Below are 1239 nucleotides of genomic sequence, written 5' to 3'. Positions count from 1 at the left end.
TTTATTCCGATTGGCGCCGAGCACAGCCTGGAAAACCCGGGCCGCATTCCGCTGGAAGTGCTGGAGATCCAGTCGGGGTCGTACCTCGGCGAGGACGACATTATTCGTATTAAAGACCAGTATGGTCGTTGCTAATTTTTTCGGGACAAAACGCAGAATGACACAGTTAACATGCTTTAAGGCTTATGACATCCGTGGTGAACTGGGCGAGGAGCTGAACGAGGACATCGCCTACCGTATCGGCCGCGCCTACGGCGAATTTCTGAAACCCGGGAAGATAGTGGTGGGGGGCGATGTGCGCCTCACCAGCGAGTCGCTGAAGCTGGCGCTGGCCCGCGGGCTGATGGACGCCGGCACCGACGTGCTGGATATCGGCCTGAGCGGCACGGAAGAGATTTACTTCGCCACTTTCCACCTCGGGGTGGACGGCGGTATCGAGGTGACGGCGAGCCATAACCCGATGAACTACAACGGCATGAAGCTGGTGCGCGAGAACGCGAAGCCCATCAGCGGCGACACCGGCCTGCGGGATATCCAGCGCCTGGCGGAGGAGAACCAGTTCCCGCCGGTGGACCCGGCGCGTCGCGGGACCCTGCGCCAGATTTCGGTGCTGAAGGAGTACGTCGACCACCTGATGGGCTACGTGGACCTGGCGAACTTCACCCGTCCGCTGAAGCTGGTGGTGAACTCCGGCAACGGGGCGGCGGGGCACGTAATTGATGAAGTGGAGAAACGCTTCGCGGCGGCCGGGGCGCCGGTGACCTTTATCAAGGTGCATCACCAGCCGGACGGCCATTTCCCGAACGGTATCCCGAACCCGCTGCTGCCGGAGTGCCGCCAGGACACCGCCGACGCGGTGCGTGCGCATCAGGCGGACATGGGGATCGCCTTTGACGGCGACTTCGACCGCTGCTTCCTGTTCGATGACGAGGCGTCGTTTATCGAGGGGTACTACATTGTCGGCCTGCTGGCGGAGGCGTTCCTGCAGAAGCAGCCGGGGGCGAAAATCATTCACGACCCGCGTCTGACGTGGAACACGGTGGACATCGTGACCCGCAGCGGCGGCCAGCCGGTGATGTCGAAGACGGGGCATGCGTTCATCAAGGAGCGGATGCGCCAGGAAGACGCCATCTACGGCGGGGAGATGAGCGCGCACCATTACTTCCGCGACTTCGCCTACTGCGACAGCGGGATGATCCCGTGGCTGCTGGTGGCGGAGCTGCTGTGCCTGAAGAACAG

General features: G+C 62.4%; 1 protein-coding gene and 1 pseudogene. Both read left to right on the top strand.

Features of this window, described 5'->3' with window-relative positions:
• Positions 1-135: pseudogene (cpsB, locus tag KHQ23_RS26050) on the top strand (mannose-1-phosphate guanylyltransferase/mannose-6-phosphate isomerase); the annotation flags it as partial.
• Between the two features lie 22 nt (positions 136-157).
• Positions 158-1239, top strand: a 1082-nt coding sequence (gene rfbK, locus KHQ23_RS26045; RefSeq protein WP_102013032.1) for an O9 family phosphomannomutase RfbK, incomplete at its 3' end; no start/stop codon positions are given.

This window comes from Klebsiella sp. 64 (genome assembly GCF_018223915.1).
GTDB classification, from domain to species: Bacteria; Pseudomonadota; Gammaproteobacteria; order Enterobacterales; family Enterobacteriaceae; genus Klebsiella; species Klebsiella pneumoniae.
Note: the sequence above shows the minus strand (reverse complement) of the source record. Positions and strands in the feature narration are given on the sequence as shown.